This window comes from Acinetobacter lwoffii (assembly GCF_019048525.1).
Taxonomy (GTDB): Bacteria; Pseudomonadota; Gammaproteobacteria; order Pseudomonadales; family Moraxellaceae; genus Acinetobacter; species Acinetobacter lwoffii_K.
This window is the reverse complement of the sequence record NZ_CP077369.1, coordinates 257,724-276,946: the sequence shown is the minus strand read 5'-3', so window position 1 is coordinate 276,946 and position 19,223 is coordinate 257,724. Positions and strand designations below refer to the sequence as shown.

Genomic DNA, 19,223 nt, shown 5'->3' with positions numbered 1-19,223 from the left:
TCACTCAGCAAGAAAAAACCTGAAATCCCGTGCAGTCCTGCATGGGATTTTTATACCGATTTCATTTTTAGCAAACAGTGCAACACATCTAAACATCAACATCTATACGAGAGGAATTTCAACATGATTAAAGGTCTAGCAATCACACCACCCATCTTGGGCCGGATCAGTATTGGTCGTGTAGTCGAAAAGAATGGCAAGCGTCTGCCTGAGAAAGACGATCAGTTCACCATTACCAGTCAAATACAAGGCAAGGATGGTTGGGTCAAACACCCCTTGGATGAGCAATTGCGTAGTCAAGCACCGAATCAAAAGCTGCGTAGCATTCCTGTGCGTATGATCTTCAATGATCCTGAATTGAACTTACGTGCCGAGTACAGCTTGTTTGACCGACAGACAGGTCGCCCGATTTGTGTGGGGAATGGTCAGACCTGTCAACGTATGACATCACAAGGTGTAGAGCAACATCCTTGCCCATCCCCCGACTTATGCCCACTTGGACAAGGCGGGCACTGTAAGCCTTATGGACGCCTGCATGTCAATTTAGATGAATCGGATGAGTTTGGCACCTTCATCTTTAGAACTACGGGCTTTAATAGTATTCGGACTTTGGCTGCACGGTTGAACTATTACCATGCGGCCTCAAATGGCTTGTTGTCATGTCTACCCTTGCAATTGATATTGCGGGGCAAGAGTACGACACAGAGTTATCGTCAGCCAGTGTATTACGTGGATTTAACTTTAAGGGAAGGGATTAGCTTGAATGAAGCCATTATTCAGGCAAAGCAAATTGATGAGCAGAGTAAGCAGGCTGGGTTTTATCAGGAGGCTTTAGACTTTACTGCAAGGAAGGGTTTTGCGAATGGAAGGATGGAGGTCGATATAGAGGAAGGCTTGGAGGTAGTTAAGGAGTTTGATATAGATGAACTTATTGAATCTGAACCCCTGCAAACTAGAACCAAAAAGGAATCTAAATCAGGGCCTAAGTTCCATCAGGGAGAGGGTGTTGTACAAGAGATTCAGAAAAGCTTGCAGCAGAATGTACGGGTTGTAAATTAAAAAAACTTAAAGAGAACAGCGAGTTCTCTTTAATTTATTTATTTTTTTGCTTGTATTAAAAAATAAATAAGATGATTGAACCTAATACCAAACGATACCAAGCAAAAACTTTTAAAGTATGTTTTTCTACAAATTTAACCATGGCTTTTACCACAAGCAAAGCTGCGATGAATGCGGTTACAAAGCCTACGGAAATATTCAATAAATTTTCTGAAGTTAAAACATCAACGTTGCGAAATATGTCATAAGTAGCGGCACCAAGCATTGTTGGTATGGCAAGGAAAAAAGAAAATTCAGTAGCTGCTTTACGTGATAAACCCGCCAACATCCCCCCAATAATGGTTGCACCAGACCGTGAAGTCCCCGGAATCATCGCAAGACATTGAACCAAACCAATAACAATGGCCTGTTTGAATCCAATATTGGTTGCCTCAATGGTTTGGACTTTAAAATTTTTAGCTTCTACAGCAAAAATTAACAGTGCACCAATAATCAGTGCAGATGCAACAACCGAAGGACTGAATAAAACTTGTTTAATAAAATCAACAGCTATAACTCCGATCACTACTGCAGGAATAAATGCAATGAAGACATTTATCGCAAAACGTCTCGCATGGTAATCACCTGATATAAAACCATGTAGTAGATTAATAATTTTTTTACGGTAGAGCCAACAAACGGCTAAGATTGCGCCCAGTTGAATGACAACTTCAAAGACACGGCCTGAGTCTGAATGAAAATCAATTAAATGGCCAAATAAAATTAAATGACCAGTACTGGAAATGGGTAAAAACTCCGTTAAACCTTCTATAAAACCTAAAAATAAGGCTTTAAGTACTGAAATTATATCCATAAATAAAGTGAGTCACAGAATAATAATAACCATCACTTTTAAGATATTTTTCTGCATTTATAAATTCACTGAGCCAAATTTTTACGCTTTCTTTACGCGGCATCCAAAGTTATGGATAGAGACTTTACGGTTTTATTTTTCATACTAGATAGTGGAATATCCCAATGCTTAGGATGAAAAACATGAGTGCGGTCATTCACGCGCATCAGCAGGTACAGCATCAAAAAAATTGCGTTGTACAAAACAATCAAAATATATCTTATTTCAACTTCTTTAAGCAGATTTCAGCTCTGAAACATAGGAGTGAAATGCCATGTTAGAGTTTGCTTTGCTTTTAGCCATCGTCTTTGTTCTGGCTTATCCCTTGGGTAAATACCTCGCAGCAATTATGCACAACCGCGATATGAAAATTGATCCTCTATTCAATTGGATTGAAAAGCCCATTTACGCGGTTTTAGGAATCAATCCCAAACGGGGGATGAATGTCAAAACCTATTCATTCAATTTTGTCATGAGCTGTGCAGTGATCGGTTTGGTGACTTGGACTCTATTTATGGTTCAAGCCAGCCTGCCGTTGAACCCAAACCATGCACCGAATATGTCATGGGATTTGGCGCTGCATACCATGATTTCGTTTCTGACCAATACCAACCAGCAGCACTATTCAGGACAGGCGCAACTGTCATATTTATCGCAAATGGTCGGCATTGTCGGCTTGCAGATCATCACGCCGATGATGGGCCTGGCGATGGTGGTGGCTACAGTTCGAGCACTGTTCTACAAACAATCCAATGCACTTTCTGAAACCGATCAACAGACCAGCTTTAAGCATAAAGTGCAACAAATTAATGTCGGCAACTATTGGGCCGATGTGATTCGTCCGACGTTCCGCTTTCTGATTCCTTTATGCATGGTTTGGTCATTATTGCTCACTAGCCAAGGCGTACCATCGACTTTTCAAGGCGGCCCAGAAGTTCAAGTCATCGACCAAAGCAGCGAATTAACAACGCAAAAAATACCTTTAGGCCCTGTTGCGCCCATGGTAGCAATTAAGCAATTGGGCAGTAATGGTGGTGGCTGGTATGGTCCGAACAGCAGTGTACCTTTGGAAAATCCGACACCATTGTCAAACTTTCTGGAAATGCTTGCGATTTTACTGATCCCTGTTTCGGTGATTTTTATGCTGGGCTTTTTCACCAAACGCGCCAAATTCGCAGGCTTGGTCTTTGCTTCAATGCTGCTGATGTCGATCATTTCTGCGACTAGCGCTATCTGGTCAGAAAGCCTTTCATCGACTTCGACATTGCTTTCCGCCATGGAAGGTAAAGAAGTGCGTTTTGGCGAGGCATCATCTGCTTTGTGGTCAGCGGTCACCACCCAAGTCAATAACGGCTCAGTGGATATGATGCATGATTCATCTGCACCGCTCACAGGTATGGTGCAATTGTCCAATATGCTGATCAATGCCATTTGGGGCGGGATTGGCTGTGGTTTACAGCAATTCATTATTTATCTGTTTTTAGCAGTCTTTATTGCAGGCTTAATGACCGGCCGCACCCCAGAATTGTTTGGCCGCAAAATTGAAGTCGGTGAAATCAAGCTGCTCGCTGTTGTGATTTTGATCCAACCCATCGTCATTCTTGGTTTAACCGCAATAACTGTATTTTTTCCTGAATTGACGGGCAACAGTAATCCGCAATACCATGGCATTTCTCAAGTGCTATACGAATATGTGTCTGCATTTGCCAACAATGGCTCAGGCTTTGAAGGGCTATCAGACAATACCGTGTGGTGGAATGTCACATGCGGTATTGCTTTATTGCTCGGCCGTTTCCCGACATTAATTATTCCTTTAATCATCGCTACACGTTTAGCTGCTAAACGCCAAGCACCTGAAAGCAGCGGCAGTTTAAAAGTCGAAACGCCAACATTCGCACTGACTTTAATTGCCATTGTGGTGATGTTGACCTTATTGCAATTTATGCCAGCCCTGGTCTTGGGGCCAATTGCTGATCATCTGTTATTGGTTCAAGGTTAAGGGTGAGTACAATGAATCATTCAAAACACACTGTTCAAACACAGCAAAACACCATAGCTTCAACCTTATTTCAAGCTGAAGCATGGAAAAATGCCTTTATTAAACTGCTGCCGCAGCATGTGATTAAAAATCCGGTGATGGCCATCGTTTGGCTTGGGACGCTGATTACACTGGTTAGTACAATTCTAGGTCAATCTAGTTTGGTTTTTGGCTTATTGGTGACGTTGATTTTATTTGTGACGGTTCTCTTTGCCAATTATGCCGAAGCGGTTGCTGAAGCCAAAGGCCGCGGACAGGCGTCATCCCTGCGTCAAGCGCGTCAGAATTTGACGGCGCGCCGGATCCATTCTAAAGATGATATGGATGGGGTGCAGATTTCAGCGGCTGAATTGAACATGCATGACTTGATTGAAGTGCGTGCAGGGGAATTGATTCCCGCAGATGGTGAAATAATTCAGGGCTTTGCTACGATCAATGAAGCTGCAGTAACAGGTGAATCTGCGCCGGTACTCCGTGAAGCGGGCACAGATAAATCTGGGGTGATTGGCGGAACCAAAGTCTTAACCGACCGGATCATCGTGCAAGTGACCGCAGAGGCGGGAAATAGCTTTCTCGACCGAATGATTGCTTTAGTCGAAGGCTCAAACCGTCAAAAAACACCGAATGAAATTGCCTTAGGTATTTTACTGACCGTGATGACTGTGACTTTTATCATCGTCGTGGTCAGCCTGCCGTTGATTGGACATTTCCTGCATATTGAAATCAGCCCGATTTTATTGGTGGCGCTATTGGTCTGCTTGATTCCAACCACCATCGGCGGCTTATTGCCAGCTATTGGAATTGCAGGGATGAACAGAGCGCTCAAAGCCAATGTGATTGCCAAATCAGGCAAGGCGGTTGAAGTTGCAGGCGATATAGATGTTTTACTACTCGATAAAACCGGAACTATTACTTACGGTGACCGTCAGGCGACTGCTTTTTATCCCTTAACAGGAGTGACGGAGTCTGAACTTCGCCAAGCGGCGGTACTGACTTCTTTGGCCGATCCAACGCCAGAAGGTAAATCGGTGGTTGCTTTGGCCAAAGAGCAAGGTGAAAGAGTGGCCGAGCCTGAACAGGCTGAATTTATCGCTTTTAATGCGTCCACACGCATTTCAGGCCTTAACTTGGCGGATGGTCATCAAGTGCGTAAAGGCGCTATGGATGCCATTCTTAAATTCGCTTCGCAAAACCTTGAAAATCATGCCGAACTGAAAGCGCGCGTAGAACAAATAGCTTCAAAAGGGGCAACGCCGCTGGTCGTGGCTAAAGACCAGAATTTGTTGGGTGTCATTGAACTATCAGACGTGATTAAGCAAGGCATTAAAGAAAAATTTGCGCGCTTACGTGAAATGGGCATTAAAACTGTGATGGTGACCGGAGATAATCCGCTCACAGCAGCGGCCATCGCAGCAGAGGCTGGTGTGGATGATTATATCGCTGAAGCGAAACCAGAAGATAAACTCACATGCATTCGAACCGAGCAAAACAAAGGACATTTGGTAGCGATGGTCGGTGACGGTACTAATGATGCACCGGCGTTGGCCCAAGCAGATATTGGCTTAGCCATGAACTCGGGAACGCAAGCAGCCAAAGAAGCAGGCAATATGGTGGATTTAGATTCTGATCCAACCAAATTGCTATCTGTGGTTGAAATAGGCAAACAGCAACTGATTACTCGCGGTGCATTAACCACCTTTTCCTTGGCGAATGATGTATCAAAGTATTTTGCAATTTTGCCGGCATTATTCGTCGCGGCAATTCCGCAAATGCATGTGTTAAATGTCATGCAACTAGGCAGTTCTGAAAGTGCCATCCTGTCTGCGCTGATCTTTAATGCGATCATTATTCCTCTGCTGATTCCAATTGCACTGCGCGGTGTGAAATTCAAACCTTCGACATCTACCCAATTATTGCGCCGCAACATGCTGATTTATGGTGTGGGCGGGGTGCTGCTACCGTTTATTGCCATTAAAGCGATTGATCTGCTGATCAGTCCAATCTTGGCCCTATAAATTTTTTGAGGATGACAAAGTGAATATGCAAAATCATCAATTGGCAGACTCATCATGGGGTGAGAAACTGCGCGCTTCGTTTGGAATGACCATCATTGCTCTAGGCTTATGCGGCTTTGTATATAGTGCTGCTGCAACCAGCTTAGGACAAATGCTCTTTCCAAAACAAGCCAACGGCAGCTTGATTGTCGAAAATAATCAAGTGATCGGTTCACGCTTAGTGGCACAGCCTTTTGCCCAAGTTCAATATTTCCATCCGCGTCCATCTGCCGCAAATTATGATCCTATGGCGATGGCCGGAAGCAACATGGCGAGAACCAATCCTGAACTGCAGAAAGCCATAGAGGAACGGCTGAATCGAATCGCAGCGAAGGAACAGATTGAAAAATCTAAAATTCCTGCGGATCTGGTCACCGCTTCAGGCAGCGGCATCGACCCTGAAATTAGCGTGCAATCAGCCATGATTCAAGTGAAGCGGATTGCCCATGCACGGCATATGCCTGAACAGAATATCGAAAAACTGATTCAGTCGCATACGGTTCAGCCGATTTTTGGGATTTTAGGGCAGGCACGTGTCAATGTGCTTGAATTGAATTTGGCTTTGGATCGGGGCGGGAAGTGATATGAATGGCTTGATGATTAAAATATAGTGATTGAAAGCTATTGAATAATCTGAATTAAGTTATATACGATTGTTGGGCGAGGGGATGTTCTATACCTCCGCCCAACGGTGGCATCCATATTGCCCAGCAATAGCCAAGCTGACTTTAGACGCATTTAAATGAATTTAAAAACATCTTTTAAAGCAATAAATAAAGATTACTTCTATGACTGATCCACGAACCAATAAAGCCGATGTTTTGCTGCAACATACACAGCGTTATCAGTCTGGGCGGCTGACGATTTTTTTAGGCGCAGCTCCGGGCGTGGGAAAGACCTTTGCCATGCTGGTTCGTGCGCATGAACTGGCGCTGCAGGGTATTAATATCGTCATTGGCTATGTAGAAACGCATGGCCGTAGAGAAACTGAAAATTTAATTTCTGGTTTAGATATAATTCCGCGCAAGGCTATTGAATATCAAGGGCAGCATCTGGAGGAAATGAATCTAGATGCCGTTTTGGATAAAAAGCCCAGTATTGTTTTGGTGGATGAATTTGCCCACACTAATATGCCCGGCAGCCGTCATGAAAAACGCTGGCAAGACATCAATGAATTATTAGATGCTGGTATCGATGTTTTTACCACCATGAACATTCAGCATTTGGAAAGTTTGAATGATGTGGTATATCAAATCACTGGGATTCGTGTCACTGAAACCGTGCCAGACCGGGTGTTCGAACGGATTAGAGATATCCGCTTAATTGATTTGCCTGTGAATGAGCTGTTGGAGCGCTTAAACCAAGGGAAGGTTTATGTGCCTGAGCAGGCGGAACAGGCCTTACAGCGATTTTTCAACAGCTCCAACTTAACGGCACTGCGTGAACTGGCAATGCAAACCGTTGCCAATTATGTTGATAATGATGTACGCGAAAATTTCGCCATTCAAGGGCTTGCTCAAATCCCCTTAAAAAATCATGTCTTAATTATGATTGATGGCAAAGGGCATTCTGAAGCTTTAGTTCGGACTGGATGCCGTATTGCCGAGCATCGTGCGGCAAAATGGACAGTTGTTGCTTTTTCTCATGATACGCAAATCATGAATAAACAGGAAAACTCGCAAAGCCGTGAAATTGAACGGGCTTTAAACTTAACGCGTCAAATGGGTGGAATGACAGAAGTCCTTCACGGCCAGCAACATGCTAAAACTTTATTTGATTATGTGATGGACCGCGGCATTTCAACCTTGGTTTTAGCACAAGCGGCTCCGCAAAAGTTTTCGCTGAATTTAAGGCTCAATTTGATTGATCAATTACTGCAATACCGGCCCAGTTTTGAACTCAGTATTGTGCCGATTATTGCAGAGAATAAGCATCTGTCCTTTTTCACTCAAAGGGCATTCTTGTCGCTGAGAGAAATACAGTACGTACTAGCCACCACGGTCATCAGCATTGTGATTGCAAGCTTAGGGGAAAAGTATTTAGGGATTGAAGATCTTTCGGTGATTTTTATCACCGCTGTGGTTTTTGTGGCATCAAAAACACGGATGCTGGCTGCAGCTTTTTCAGCCATCCTATTCTTTCTAGCTTATAATTTTTTCTTTATTTCCCCGCAATTTACATTTCAGATTTCTGCACATCAGGGGATTGTCACCGTGATTGCATTTTTGGGCGCGGCTTTAATTTCGAGCCGATTAGCGTCACGTTTGAAAGAGCAGGTGACTGCACTCAAAACGGCGAACAGTTATAACAGCATTATGCAGGATTTAGGGCAGAAGCTGTCCACAGCATTAGATTTGGCACAAATCAAGGAGATTGCTGAACATAGCCTGAGTAAAAATCTCAATGCAGATGTCTGGCTGTATTTCCCAGATACTGCAGCAACTCAAGCATCATCCACTATCATGAGTAATAAAGAAAAAATTTCAGCCGATTGGACATTCAAAAACCATCAACCGTCCGGTCGCTTTACCCAAACCTTGACGGAAAATGAGTGGTGGTTTTTGCCCTTATTGGCTTCCAAGCAATGCTTAGGCGTGGTGGGGTTGAAACTTAAAGATGTGCAAGCAGTAATCAATACGGAGCAAAAACAGCTCGCTGAACTCATGGTAGAGTATCTTGCGCAGGCGATTTTCCGCACCCAGCTGACCAAGGCTTTGGAAATAGCCAATGTGAATTCTGAAACGGAAAAATTGCGCTCGGCATTATTATCATCCGTATCGCACGATTTACGCTCGCCTTTGGCGTCGATGATTGGAGCAGCGGATACTTTGAGCACTTACCGCCATTCCATGAATGAAAATGATCAGGACAGCTTGCTGGAAGCGATTCATTTAGAGGGGGAACGTTTAGACCGCTATATTCAAAACCTACTGGATATGACCCGTTTAGGCCATGAAGGCTTAAGCTTGAAGCGGGACTGGATTGGAGTTGATGAACTGATCGGTTCAGCAGTGCGTCGTTTAAACCGTTATATGCCAGATGCATTGGTTGAAGTGCATGCGCCTCAAGAATCTTTGAGTTTATTTGTACATGCCGCCTTGATTGAACAGGCCATTTTTAATGTGCTGGAAAATGCCGCAAAATTTTCACCAGAGAATAAAGCTGTGATGATTGAGGTGCAGCAGGTGAATGAAAATGAGATCGAAATTGCCATAACTGATAAGGGGCAGGGTATCCCGGAAGGTGAGCGGGAACGCATTTTTGACATGTTTTATACCATGCAGCGCGGTGACCGCGGGCAATATGGTACAGGCTTGGGCTTGACGATTGTGAAAGCGATTGTGGGTGCGCATATGGGGAAAATCATGGCATCATCAGGCAAGAACAATCAAGGAACATGTATCCGCATACAGCTTCCTATTCAGCAAATTACTTAAAGCATCTAGCAGCTTTTAGGTGGGAAAATGCCAGAACAGAATGAATCAGCCAGCTCCATGACCAATGTCTTGATTATTGATGATGAAAATCAGATTCGAAAATTCTTGGATATAGCACTCAGAGCGCAAGGCTATAAAACCCTTTTGGCTGAAAATGGCCAAAAGGGTTTGGAACTCCTAGCTTTGCAAGGCGCAGATTTAGTGATCCTCGATTTGGGTTTGCCAGATTTGGATGGTTATGAGGTTTTGTCTGAGCTTCGCACATGGTCGCACGTTCCAGTGATAGTGCTGTCTGTGCGGGCAAATGAAGAAGAAAAAGTGAAGCTTCTGGATGCTGGCGCAAATGATTATGTGACCAAGCCGTTTAGTGTTCAGGAGCTGATGGCGCGCATTCGTGTACTGCTTAGGCAGCATCAGCATAGTACTGTTGATACGGCAATTTTTGATGATGGCGTATTAAAAATCGATTTTTCCAAACGGCAGGTTTTTTTAAATCAACAATTGCTCTCCTTAACACGCAAAGAATATCAGCTGCTGAATTTATTGGCGAAAAATAAAGGCCAATTGATTACCCAGCCGCAAATACTGAAAGAGCTGTGGGGGCCAACGCACCAAGAAGATACGCATTATTTAAGGATTCTGGTTGCTAAATTAAGAGTGAAGTTAAATGATAATGCTGTGCAGCCTAAATATATTATTACTGAACCGGGAGTGGGTTTGCGATTTTTGAAGATTTATTAATATTAAATATGCCATTTATTTTACATGAGTAATTAGACCTCTTTCATAAATCATTTTTTGCTCAGTTCCAAGTTGTAGATTCCAGCGATTAAATTGAATCTCAAATCAAGCCTTTACCTCTATTTCGATAACGCTCAGCAAGGATTTTGAAGGTTTTCAGGTTGTCAAATACATGCTCAATTCCGATTCTTCTTTTATTGATTTCTTGATTATAGATTTTCAATTCAGGATACAATTTACAGTGTCTTTTGGCTTTTAATGGCAACAGGCTATTCGGATACAACACATAAATCCCCTGATAGCCTTTATCTGCAAGGATAAAAGCCCCAAAAGGAATCTGGCTTAAATTGCGTTTGAACAACTCGAAATCATGCACTGCACCGCGACTGGTACATAAACTCAGAATTTGCTGAGTTTTGTAGTGAATCATGGCCTGTACTTTAAAGGTATGGGTCTTTTTCTTGCAGCTATAGCTTTTCTTCTGTTTTTTTAGGCCTTTGGATTGGAATTTCCGTGGCATCCACGATCACAACATTCCAGTCGATGCCTTTGCCCTCGGGTAAATCTTTGGGTAAATTAAACAGATTGGACCGAATCAGGCAGTCTTCAACATGACGGACAATTCTTGAGGCTGTGGGCTCTGAAACCCCGTAACTCGTCGCAACGTGAAATAAGGTTCGGTATTCCCGCCAATAGCTCAGACAGAGCAGAACCTGATCCTCCAGGCTTAACTTGGGCGGTCTGCCTTTGGCAGAGACATGCTTCTGCAATTGCTCAACCATCAAATAGAAAGTTGACCATGAGATGCCTGTGTATCGCTTGAACTGAGGATCAGAAAGCTTGTTTGAATCGATGTATTTCATCCGCAGATTATGCACGAATGCTAAGAAATCCGGAGTGCAAATATTAACCAAAAAGAAGATCGTTTTTTGATTTATGAAAAAGATCTATTGTTATTTTTATGTTTTAACTTATTTTAAATTAGCTTTTTCGTGGTTTTAATAGTTTAAAAAATAATCATATTAGTTGGGTGCTTTTTTACGGTTTATTTACGTTACATTCGGTAGAACTTGTTTTATTTTGATCATTGTTAATATTTAACAGGACAAAATAATGAGTAATTTACTCATGGCTAGACATAATATAGCTGACGAAGAAGCGGTCCCTGAATCCATGCCATCTGCGCGTCAATGCTGCGATATTGAAGATATTCTATTTTCAGAAGAAATCGAAAACTATCTGCAGCGCTATCCCAATACCCGTCATGTTGAGATTTGCCTGCACGATCTGAATGGTCATGTCCGCGGCAAGCGCATAGATATTGTCGGTCTAAAAAATATTGCACAAGGCTGTTATTTCCCAATGTCTATTTATGCCATGAGTCTTGATGGAGAAGTGATTGAAGAATCGGGTTTAGGAAAATCGATCGGTGAGCCGGATTATTTATGTAAACCTATATTGGGAAGCCTGCAGCCCTGCGCTTTAAATCCAGAGTCCAATGCACAGTTATTCCTAACCATGAAAGATGACAATCATCAAGATTGCGAAGTTGAACCGCGCAATATTTTAAAAAAAAGTTTAAGAGCGCTGCATGATCAAAACTTTTATCCTTGCATGGCCGCAGAATTGGAGTTTTATTTATTTGACAGCAATGAAAAATCTGGCTCCAATCAGATTTATTTAAATCAATGTTTTGATGTGAATGTGCAAGATAAATATCAAGACGTTCTGGATGAAATTGAACGGATTGCCCTTTTGCAGGGGATTCAGATTACAGGCTTAGTCTCGGAATCATCTTCCGGGCAATACGAAATTAATATTCAGCATAGCGGTGATATTTTGAAGCTATGCGATCAGATCATGATGCTAAAGCGCACCATTAAGCAAGTCGCTGTAGAACATGGGTTACATGCAAGCTTTTTGGCTAAGCCTGATCTGAATAAAGCGGGCAGCGGCATGCACTTTCACATGAGTTTGTTAAATCAAGACCAGCAGAATATTTTCAGCATGAAGCAGAATCCTTTACCGTCACGGCAATTATTAAAGGCGATCAGCGGGCTGATAGTCTTGCTGCCGCCGTCCATGGCCGTGCTTGCCCCGAATGTAAACTCATTCCGCCGGTTTAAAGCTGGAAACCATGTGCCCTTAGAAGCTAATTGGGGCGTGAATAACCGCAATGTGGCCATTCGCATACCATGTTCGGACAATGAAAATCAACGCTTGGAATATCGTGTTGCAGGTGCGGATTGCAATCCTTATTTAACTGCAGCCCTGATTTTGATCGGCACACTGCATGGGTTGACACAGAATCTGGAAATTCCACAGCAAGCCACTCAGATAAAAAATAAACATCAGCCGCACTTTTTAAGTACGAATCAGCTGGATGCTTTAACATTTTTTCACCGGAATACTGTTTTGCAAAAATATCTCGGCAAAAGATTTATGGAATTATGGTGTGCAGTTAAACGTGCTGAGCATCAGTATATGTACAGCCAAATTACTTTGATCGAACAACATTGGGATATTTAACTGCTTAAAAATGTATAACACGATAAATAATGAAGATGATGCTAGAAATCAGAAGCTCAATGAAGAATTATATTTGAAGTATAGTTTACAGGAAATTGATTCTGACATTTTAGTAAAGAAATACCAGTATGCGTCAAAAAGTATGAAAAAAATAATTCATACTATTTTTAAAGAAAGAGGTTTTAATCGAAGTGAGATAGATCATATATTGAAATTACTCAAGTAAAATAATTATGCCAATAGTATTGCTGATACTATTGGCATTTAACTTTTAAAAAGATTTAGTCAGGGTGAATACTGCTTCAGTTTTTACCCCTTTTTTATTTTGACTTGTAAAGTCTTTGGTTTTTAAATTACTACCAAACGCTGCTAATTCTGCATTTATTCCCATTGGGTTATAGCGGTAAGTTGCACCAATTTTCCAATCAAAAAAATGGTCTTTTGCTTCAGAACCATAAATGTCCTGATTTGCTTTGGAATAACCTAAGCTAACATTTGTGCCAAAATTAGTTTGAGCAATCGGTGTAGCATATAAGACATTAAAATACCAATTTGAGATATCTTTACCTATACTGTCACTGGCAGCTTTGCCGCCATAGTTATAGGTATAGCTTATGCTTGGTGTAAAGCTATCGTTCTGATGCAGCAACGCATTAAAGATCATTTTGAAATAGTATTCATTATAATTTAAATCGCTGTTGCCGATGTAATTGTAGCGCAGCATGCCAAGATCAACTGCAGGATGGATTGAACCTAGCGCGATTGGCGCTGTATAGCCGATCTGGGGATCCAGTTCTAAATTTACTTCGTCATCAAAATCAACATTCGATGCAAATGCAGCAAGATAAAATCCTGAAGCATGGCTTAAAACAAAGTTTCCCTGCAAGGCCGGATCATTCTGGGTTTGCGTTTGGCCGCGCCAGCGGTAGTCGCTGGCCAATGATACATTACCTGAAAAGCTTAAAGCGGGAGAGCTTTCATCTCCAGTAGCAAAAGCATAACTTGAATAGAGCGGTATAAGGCTAAAAAGTAGATGGTATAATTTTTTCATAACACTTTAAATTAGTAGTCATTGAAGTAATGTATGTTATGGTTTAATTTATTGATATATAATAAAATTATCGTAAATTTTGCGTAAAATAAGTATAAAATTTAAGATGAATATTTTTTAAAGTAATAAAAATCAGTATTCATATTGTCTAAAAGACGTTTGCATATGAACTTTAATAAGCTAGATGAATTTGACCCCTTTATTTTTAGAACCACAGGCTTTAACAGTATTCGGACTTTGGCTGCGCGACTGAGTTATTACCATGCAGCGTCTAATGGTTTGTTATCTTGCCTCCCATTGCAGTTGATATTGCGTGGTAAGAGTACGACACAGAGCTATCGTCAGCCAGTCTATTACGTGGATCTGACTTTAAGAGAAGGGATTAGCTTGAATGAAGCGATTATGCAGGCGAAGCAAATGGATGAGCAGAGTAAGCAGGCAGGGTTTTATCAGGAGGCTTTGGACTTTACTGCAAGGAAGGGTTTTGCCAATGCACGGTTTGAAACGGATATAGAGGAAGAGTTAGAGGTGCTGGAGGAATACTACCCTGAACAAGAACAAAACCGTACGGTAGAGCAACAAGCTTCGCATGAAGGGTTTGTGCAGGATATTCAGCAGGGGTTGCAGCAATCAGTCAGACCCGTCAACTAATCGGTTGGTTGGAAAAGAGCAGCTTTCTAGGTTGCCCTTTTTTACGACAGTATTAGTCGTGGGAGTCGTCAAAGTACTATTTTAGCTATAGTTATCCCGTTAAAATAACAAGACTTAATTAATCTCTATTTTTTTTGTTAAGTGCATGACTTTTAATAGGTCGTAGATATGCTAACTTAGCAACATTGTTTAACATTAAGTATAAAACCAAAGCGGTTGATCTTGGATTGAGGAAATAAAATGCATTCATTGGAACAAAAATTTCTAAATGACTTAGATGACAAGCTTTGGAAAGCCGCCGATAAATTACGCAGCAGTCTAGATGCAGCCAACTATAAGCATATTGTTCTCGGGCTGATTTTCTTAAAGTACGTTTCAGATGCTTTTGATGAACGGCAATCTGAACTCAAAGAATTGTTTGCACAAAAAGACGACCACAACATCTATTACATGCCGCGTGATCAGTACGACAGCGAAGAAGAATACCAACAGGCTATTGCTGATGAACTAGAAATACTGGATTACTACCAAGAAAAAAACGTATTTTGGGTGCCAAAAGCAGCACGTTGGTTAAGTATCCGTAATGCAGCAGCACAAGCGATTGGCTCTAGCATCTGGCAGGATGAACAAGGGCAAGATGTCAAACTACGCTCTGTATCCTGGCTGATTGACAATGCCTTTGATGAAATTGAAAAAGCCAATCCAAAGCTTAAGGGTATTCTGAATCGTATTGGACAGTATCAGCTGGACAATGACAAGCTGCTTGATCTGATCAACACCTTCTCTGACACCAGTTTTACCAAGCCTGAATATAATGGCGAGAAACTCAGTCTGCACAGTAAAGATATTCTCGGGCATGTCTACGAATACTTTTTAGGACAGTTTGCTTTGGCTGAAGGCAAGCAAGGTGGGCAGTACTACACGCCTAAAAGCATTGTAACTTTAATCGTTGAAATGTTGCAGCCTTATAAAGGGCGAGTGTATGACCCTGCAATGGGTTCAGGTGGATTCTTCGTATCCAGTGAAAAGTTCATTGAACAGCATGCTCAGGAAAAGCATTACAAAGCCTCCGAACAGAAAAAGCATATTTCTATTTATGGTCAGGAGAGCAATCCGACCACATGGAAACTGGCAGCTATGAACATGGCGATTCGCGGGATTGATTTTAATTTCGGTAAGAAAAACGCTGACAGCTTTCTAGATGATCAGCATCCAGACTTACGCGCCGACTTTGTCATGGCCAACCCACCTTTTAATATCAAGGATTGGTGGCATGCTTCGCTAGAAAGTGATGTACGTTGGAAATACGGTACACCGCCACAAGGTAATGCCAACTTTGCTTGGATGCAGCACATGCTACATCATCTGTCACCAACAGGCAGCATGGCACTTTTACTTGCCAATGGTTCGATGAGTTCCAATACCAACAATGAAGGCGAGATTCGTAAAAACTTGATCGAAGCTGATCTGGTGGAATGTATTGTCGCGTTACCGGGACAACTGTTTACCAACACGCAAATTCCAGCTTGTATTTGGTTCTTGACCAAAGATAAAAAGAACGGCTTATCCTTGGATAAAAAGAAAGCCAACCGTGAAGGCAAGACGCTGTTTATCGATGCTCGTAATTTGGGCTATATGAAAGATCGCGTACTGCGTGACTTTACCGATGCCGATATTGCCAAAATCACCCAGACCTTGCACGCATGGCAGCAGGGCGAGAACTTTGAGGGTGAAAAGTATCAAGATGAGAAAGGGTTCTGTTTCTCTGCTGAGCTCAAAGATATACAAAAGCACGACTACGTACTGACTCCGGGGCGTTATGTGGGTGCAGTCGAGCAGGAAGATGATGGCGAGCCATTCGCTGAGAAAATGCTGCGTTTGACCGCTCAGCTCAAAGAACAATTTGCTGAAAGTGCTGTCTTGGAAAGTGAGATTAAAAAGAATCTAAAGGGCTTGGGTTATGAGTTCTGATCATCCTTTATTGCAAGAAATTCAGAAGGGTGAAAGTCAAAACCTTGAATTTAAAGAGCAGTTACCGAAAGGGCAACAGGTCGCAAAGACCCTGATTGCTTTTGCCAATACTAGTGGTGGTAAATTGGTAGTGGGTGTAAGTGATGATCGCCAACTCGTAGGTATTCAAGATGATATTTTTGAGCTACAAGACCAGATCACATCGATGATCAATGAGCTGTGTGCGCCTAATATTCTGCCTTACATTTATATCGAGAATATCCAAGGCATTGAGTTGCTGGTGATTGAAGTCAGCCGTGGTTCATTATTGCCTTATTATCTCAAGCCGCAAGGCAAGGCACAGGGGACGTATATTCGTTTAGGTGCAAGCAATCGTGTGGCATCGCCTGAATACATTCAGCAGCTTGAATTGCAACGTCTGAACCAGACTTTTGATGAGCAGCCGAATCCGCAATACAGTTTAGATAACATCGATTTACAGCCTTTACAGCAAGCCTTTGCTGAGGTGGGTAAAGAATTGTCTTTGCAGAAAATGCGTAATCTCAAATTGATCATTCAGCAGAATGGACAGGATTACCCAAGTCATGGGCTGCTCATTTTGTTGGGGCTTTATGAGCAGGTTGAGATTAAATGTAGCCGCTTTAAAGGCACGACCATGACAGTATTTTTGGATAAAAAAGAATACCGTGGAGACTTATTTAGTCAGTTGAAGCAAACAGAGCAATTCATCAAAAATCATTTGCATCTACGCGCAGAAATTTTAGGCTTGCAGCGTACAGAAAGTTATGAAATCCCCATTCCTGCAATTCGTGAAGCCTTGGTGAATGCAGTGCTGCACCGTGATTATAGTAATGCAGGGCGTGATATTAAGGTTGGCATTTATGATGACATCCTGAATATTGTATCGCCGGGTGGTTTGCCCAATGGTCTGACTGAAGAGGATTTGGCACAAGGTCGTTCAGAGATCCGTAACCGTGTCTTGGCCCGTGTGTTTAAAGAGCTGGGTTATATCGAGCAGTGGGGCAGTGGTATTGCGCGGATCAAAGATCTTTGTTTGCAGGCAGGCAATGTCGAACCTCAACTGAAAGCCCAAGGAGATTTTGTCGATTGGGAGTTTTACCGTCCTTCGACTGAGCAAGCAGGTGGCTCAATCGGTGGCTCAATAGGTGGCTCAATTCAAGAAAGTATACTGACAGATCGGCAAAAAGAAATTTTAGTTTTAATTCAACAGAACCCGAAAGTTTCCTATCGTGCTATGGCAGAGCAGCTTGGTATTAATGAGTCAGCAGTGAAAAAGCATTTGAATAACTTAAAAGATATTGGTTGGCTTGAGCGTATGGGTGGAACTCGTGGCTCTTGGGTGATTAAGAAAGAATTTGGGGGTGATGTGTGAGTTTTGAATTAACAACTTTGGGAGAATATATTTCAGTACAAGGTGGTTATGCTTATAAGAGCCAACAATTTATTCAAAGCTCTACATATCCCGTATTAAAAATAAAAAATATTCGAACAGGTTATATAGATTTTAATGACTGTGCTTATATTGATAAAAAGGTAGCGGATGAAACTGAACGCTATATTGTCAATGAGGGTGATATATTAATATCTCTGACGGGTTCTGGACCAAATGCACCACAATCACTTGTGGGTAGGGTTGCTCGGTTTTGGGATAAAGGAAAAAGAGCTTGGATAAACCAACGAGTTGGAAGGGTTGTTCTAAAAAAAAATAAAACTGTTCATAAAGATTTTATTTTTTATTTTTTGGGTACTAAGGAATCCCAAAATTACTTAGTTGCTAATTCTAGTGGTAGTGCGAATCAAGCTAATATAAATAGTGCAACTATTGAAGCACTTCCATTTCCTCAAATAGATTATTTAACTAGCGAAAAGATTTCTCAAGTTTTAAGAACTTTCGATGAAAAAATTTATCTTAACAGCCAAATCAACCAAACTCTAGAATCCATCGCCCAAGCTATATTTAAAAGTTGGTTTATCGACTTTGATCCTGTCCGTGCCAAAATTGCAGCTAAGCAGGAAGGCAAAGACACTGAACTTGCTGCCATGTGTGCCATTAGCGGTAAAAGTGAAGTTGAGATTCAGCAAATATCTGATGATGATTTTATTGAATTACAGGCGACTGCTGCACTGTTTCCTGATGAGTTGGTAGAGAGTGAGTTAGGGGAAGTTCCGAAGGGGTGGGATAAATATTCGCTATCAAAAATGATCACACTAATTGGTGGGGGAACGCCTAAAAGATCTGAGCCAAATTATTGGAATGGTGATATTTTCTGGTTCTCTGTAAAAGATGTTCCAAATGAAGGTGAAGTTTTTGTTATTACTACACAAGAAAAAATTTCAGAACTTGGTTTAAATAAAAGTTCAACGAAATTACTCCCTGTAGGAACTACAATTATAACTGCTAGAGGCACTGTAGGAAAAATAGCATTGGTTGGTTATGAAATGGCTATGAACCAATCTTGTTATGGTGTTCAAGGAATAAATGGTGTAAGGCAATTTATGACCTACTATTTGATAAAAAATGCAGTAGAGGTTTTAAAGAAAAATACTCATGGTGCTGTATTTGATACCATTACTCAATCAACATTTGATACTGTTACTTCTATTAAACCAAGCATAGAAATGATGGACTTGTTTGAGTCTAAAGTTGAAAAAATTATGGGGCATATAAAAAATAATTTATATGAAAATAATAGCTTAATAGCTTTAAGGGATACATTATTACCCAAATTATTGTCGGGTGAGTTAGATGTGTCAGGTGTGCAGGACGAGGTGGCTTGAG

At 41.7% G+C, this 19,223-nt stretch carries 15 protein-coding genes and 1 pseudogene; 12 read left to right on the top strand and 4 right to left on the bottom strand.

The window, feature by feature from the left end; all coding sequences use genetic code 11:
- The first annotated feature begins 123 nt into the window (after positions 1-123).
- Positions 124-1,059, top strand: coding sequence for a recombination directionality factor (locus tag I6L24_RS01265; protein ID WP_216986301.1), 936 nt, complete (start codon positions 124-126; stop codon positions 1,057-1,059).
- Between the two features lie 55 nt (positions 1,060-1,114).
- Here I6L24_RS01265 and I6L24_RS01260 read toward each other — a convergent pair whose 3' ends face one another.
- The gene (locus I6L24_RS01260; protein WP_004281622.1) at positions 1,115-1,912 is read right to left on the bottom strand and encodes an undecaprenyl-diphosphate phosphatase; all 798 of its coding nucleotides are present in this window, start codon (positions 1,910-1,912) and stop codon (positions 1,115-1,117) included.
- Between the two features lie 313 nt (positions 1,913-2,225).
- Here I6L24_RS01260 and kdpA point away from each other — a divergent pair, with 313 nt between their 5' ends.
- The 5 genes from kdpA (at position 2,226) to I6L24_RS01235 (ending at position 10,221) form a co-directional block, all read left to right on the top strand.
- Positions 2,226-3,950, top strand: coding sequence for a potassium-transporting ATPase subunit KdpA (gene kdpA / locus I6L24_RS01255; protein ID WP_005252878.1), 1,725 nt, complete (start codon positions 2,226-2,228; stop codon positions 3,948-3,950).
- Positions 3,951-3,961: 11 nt separating this feature from the next.
- Positions 3,962-6,004: a potassium-transporting ATPase subunit KdpB gene (gene kdpB, locus I6L24_RS01250; RefSeq protein WP_004281624.1), complete on the top strand. Its 2,043-nt coding sequence runs from the start codon at positions 3,962-3,964 to the stop codon at positions 6,002-6,004.
- Between the two features lie 19 nt (positions 6,005-6,023).
- Positions 6,024-6,626, top strand: a complete 603-nt coding sequence (kdpC, locus tag I6L24_RS01245) for a potassium-transporting ATPase subunit KdpC (protein ID WP_004682291.1) — start codon at positions 6,024-6,026, stop codon at positions 6,624-6,626.
- Positions 6,627-6,831: 205 nt separating this feature from the next.
- Positions 6,832-9,480: a sensor histidine kinase gene (locus tag I6L24_RS01240; protein ID WP_004733101.1), complete on the top strand. Its 2,649-nt coding sequence runs from the start codon at positions 6,832-6,834 to the stop codon at positions 9,478-9,480.
- Between the two features lie 27 nt (positions 9,481-9,507).
- Complete coding sequence (locus tag I6L24_RS01235) at positions 9,508-10,221, top strand: response regulator (protein WP_004281627.1); 714 nt, start codon at positions 9,508-9,510, stop codon at positions 10,219-10,221.
- 100 nt (positions 10,222-10,321) lie between these two features.
- Here the strand turns inward: I6L24_RS01235 and I6L24_RS01230 are convergent, their stop codons facing one another.
- Positions 10,322-10,741: a transposase gene (locus I6L24_RS01230; protein WP_216986300.1), complete on the bottom strand. Its 420-nt coding sequence runs from the start codon at positions 10,739-10,741 to the stop codon at positions 10,322-10,324.
- Positions 10,689-11,084 carry a transposase family protein gene (locus tag I6L24_RS01225; RefSeq protein WP_082190872.1) on the bottom strand — a complete coding sequence of 132 codons (396 nt, stop codon included), beginning with the start codon at positions 11,082-11,084 and terminating at the stop codon, positions 10,689-10,691. Before I6L24_RS01225 ends, I6L24_RS01230 begins: the two co-directional genes overlap by 53 nt.
- 250 nt (positions 11,085-11,334) lie before the next feature.
- Between I6L24_RS01225 and I6L24_RS01220 the strand changes: the two genes are divergently transcribed.
- A complete protein-coding gene (locus tag I6L24_RS01220) occupies positions 11,335-12,750 on the top strand; it encodes a glutamine synthetase family protein (protein ID WP_004733098.1) in 1,416 nt (471 codons plus the stop codon).
- A 10-nt stretch (positions 12,751-12,760) separates the two neighbouring features.
- Positions 12,761-12,976 (top strand): hypothetical protein, encoded by a 216-nt coding sequence (locus tag I6L24_RS16815; protein WP_004733097.1) that lies wholly within the window; start codon positions 12,761-12,763, stop codon positions 12,974-12,976.
- 45 nt (positions 12,977-13,021) lie between these two features.
- Here the strand turns inward: I6L24_RS16815 and I6L24_RS01215 are convergent, their stop codons facing one another.
- Positions 13,022-13,801, bottom strand: a complete 780-nt coding sequence (locus I6L24_RS01215; RefSeq protein WP_004679614.1) for a TorF family putative porin — start codon at positions 13,799-13,801, stop codon at positions 13,022-13,024.
- A 156-nt stretch (positions 13,802-13,957) separates the two neighbouring features.
- Here I6L24_RS01215 and I6L24_RS01210 point away from each other — a divergent pair.
- The 4 genes and pseudogenes from I6L24_RS01210 to I6L24_RS01195 form a co-directional block, all read left to right on the top strand.
- Positions 13,958-14,452 (top strand): annotated as a pseudogene (locus I6L24_RS01210) (recombination directionality factor); the annotation flags it as partial.
- A gap of 240 nt (positions 14,453-14,692) precedes the next feature.
- Positions 14,693-16,423: a class I SAM-dependent DNA methyltransferase gene (locus tag I6L24_RS01205; RefSeq protein ID WP_216986299.1), complete on the top strand. Its 1,731-nt coding sequence runs from the start codon at positions 14,693-14,695 to the stop codon at positions 16,421-16,423.
- Complete coding sequence (locus tag I6L24_RS01200) at positions 16,413-17,816, top strand: AlbA family DNA-binding domain-containing protein (RefSeq protein WP_010115575.1); 1,404 nt, start codon at positions 16,413-16,415, stop codon at positions 17,814-17,816. The genes I6L24_RS01205 and I6L24_RS01200 overlap by 11 nt, the downstream gene beginning before the upstream one ends.
- Complete coding sequence (locus tag I6L24_RS01195; RefSeq protein WP_216986298.1) at positions 17,813-19,222, top strand: restriction endonuclease subunit S; 1,410 nt, start codon at positions 17,813-17,815, stop codon at positions 19,220-19,222. Before I6L24_RS01200 ends, I6L24_RS01195 begins: the two co-directional genes overlap by 4 nt.
- The last annotated feature ends 1 nt before the right edge of the window (position 19,223 follow it).

Coding starts and splice junctions, on each gene's coding strand:
- I6L24_RS01265 (WP_216986301.1), top strand. CDS start 124: ATGATTAAAGGTCTAGCAATCACACCACCCATCTTGGGCCGGATCAGT.
- I6L24_RS01260 (WP_004281622.1), bottom strand. CDS start 1,912: ATGGATATAATTTCAGTACTTAAAGCCTTATTTTTAGGTTTTATAGAA.
- kdpA (WP_005252878.1), top strand. CDS start 2,226: ATGTTAGAGTTTGCTTTGCTTTTAGCCATCGTCTTTGTTCTGGCTTAT.
- kdpB (WP_004281624.1), top strand. CDS start 3,962: ATGAATCATTCAAAACACACTGTTCAAACACAGCAAAACACCATAGCT.
- I6L24_RS01240 (WP_004733101.1), top strand. CDS start 6,832: ATGACTGATCCACGAACCAATAAAGCCGATGTTTTGCTGCAACATACA.
- I6L24_RS01235 (WP_004281627.1), top strand. CDS start 9,508: ATGCCAGAACAGAATGAATCAGCCAGCTCCATGACCAATGTCTTGATT.
- I6L24_RS01230 (WP_216986300.1), bottom strand. CDS start 10,741: ATGCCACGGAAATTCCAATCCAAAGGCCTAAAAAAACAGAAGAAAAGC.
- I6L24_RS01225 (WP_082190872.1), bottom strand. CDS start 11,084: ATGAAATACATCGATTCAAACAAGCTTTCTGATCCTCAGTTCAAGCGA.
- I6L24_RS01220 (WP_004733098.1), top strand. CDS start 11,335: ATGAGTAATTTACTCATGGCTAGACATAATATAGCTGACGAAGAAGCG.
- I6L24_RS16815 (WP_004733097.1), top strand. CDS start 12,761: ATGTATAACACGATAAATAATGAAGATGATGCTAGAAATCAGAAGCTC.
- I6L24_RS01215 (WP_004679614.1), bottom strand. CDS start 13,801: ATGAAAAAATTATACCATCTACTTTTTAGCCTTATACCGCTCTATTCA.
- I6L24_RS01205 (WP_216986299.1), top strand. CDS start 14,693: ATGCATTCATTGGAACAAAAATTTCTAAATGACTTAGATGACAAGCTT.
- I6L24_RS01200 (WP_010115575.1), top strand. CDS start 16,413: ATGAGTTCTGATCATCCTTTATTGCAAGAAATTCAGAAGGGTGAAAGT.